Genomic DNA, 1,626 nt, shown 5'->3' on the forward strand with positions numbered 1-1,626 from the left:
AAGGAAGGGAAGGGTACGTGATGATAGTTTTCATCACGGACTTTCATGCCAAAGAGAAGAAAGAAAAGATAAGAAAAAAGAATCGAAAAAAGAATGAAAAGAAATGAAGGGCTGGAATGAAGCCGAGCAAGAAATCTTTCATATATGGTTTTTCAAGCTTCAGGGGCGGGGGTATCCAGTACCGAAGCTTTTGTTTTTGCGTAACAGTTTTCTACAAGCTGTAAAGTCCCTTCAAGGTTTGTGATCTCAAACTCAAAGAGTGTGGAGAATTCTTTCACACAGGCATCAAAGTCTTTTTCATAAGCAAGTCCTGTGTTTACCCTTGCAACTCTTTTGTATCCTGCATAATCAAAGACAAACTTCGACATGCTTATATCGTCCGGGTTCTGGCTCAGGCCCGCAGTTCTGACCATTTCCCTCCAGTTTACAGCCCACATGGGCGTCAGGAAAAAGGTGCCCACCCCTTTGCAGCTTTTCAGGGCTTCAAGGTAGCGCTTCCTTCCACCTAACACGGCACCGATGCAGTCGTCAACAATTTCTCCGTTTTCTTCTTTCAGGATGCAGACCCTGCAGTCCAGGTCTTTGAAATCTTCTTCTATTTTTCCGAGAACGTTTCCGCAAAGCCCGTAAAAGAGCAGGACTCCGTCCGAGCGGGGAGCCATAAGTTCGACTTTTGAGTAAACGGTTTTTTTAAGGTTTTCTGGAATCGCATGCAGGGCAAGCTCAAGCATGTAAACTATCAGGGTCAAACCCTTTTCTTTCCCTGAGGATTTTTTAGGAATTTCTTCAAGGGGGATAACTGAGTATGCAATTCCTGCTTCGGTCATTTTTCTCTTTATGCCTGCGCAGTCTTCGTTTTCTACTACAAGCACTTCTTTAATCTCAGGATCGTTTTCAAGAAGGTGCATTATCTCGTCTTCGAACATCCTGCACCCTATTATGGTCATTACCGGCATGTAGACTCCTCTGGCATGTGCAGCTTATTACTTTCTTATTTTGAAAATTGACAGGGGGATCCCTGAAGGACTTCATGTCCCCCGGAATAATATTCTCTGAATATTCTATCTGTTTGGGAGGACATCTCTTCTTTTTTACAGCACATTTCTTAATGGGAGATATATTGCACAGTTTATATATTTGAGCGTTAAAAAAGTACACTAATTTCGGGTATATTTCGATAACCCTGTTCAAAGCCTTCAAGCCGTTATAATTTCAAAAAAAGTTAATTCTTTTTGAACCAGTTTTGCCCCGCTTTTCAGGCAGTAAAGTCACTATAAGTCTCAGAGGCATTCTCATACTTTAATCGGTCTGAGCAACATCATGTGTCTTCGGTTAAGTGAAGAATCATGACAAATTGTGTCAATTCCCTCAACATTTGTCAAATATTTGATTTTATGTATGTAGGAGAAAGGCATCGATTTCATGTAAATTTACCAAAATTTAAGATAGGCTTATTATGCAAAATCGATAGCTTTCGGGCAAGAAAATTCCTTAACCGATGACTAATGGAGCAACATATTTTGCATCTTTTTGTATGATTTTTGCGCTATTTCGGTGCTGCCTTCAAGTTCTATTGGCAGTGTAGCGAAAGTTCTGTAAAATATGATTGACTCTGTATCCTTTTTC

Annotated in this window: 1 protein-coding gene; it reads right to left on the bottom strand. The window is 40.5% G+C overall.

The window, feature by feature from the left end; genetic code table 11:
• Positions 1–152: 152 nt before the first annotated feature.
• On the bottom strand, positions 153–956 hold the full coding sequence (locus PLL47_RS14905) for a DUF1638 domain-containing protein (RefSeq protein WP_324447375.1): 804 nt from the start codon (positions 954–956) through the stop codon (positions 153–155).
• Between the last annotated feature and the right edge of the window lie 670 nt (positions 957–1,626).

This window comes from Methanosarcina sp. (genome assembly GCF_035390745.1).
In the GTDB taxonomy this organism is placed as follows: domain Archaea; phylum Halobacteriota; class Methanosarcinia; order Methanosarcinales; family Methanosarcinaceae; genus Methanosarcina.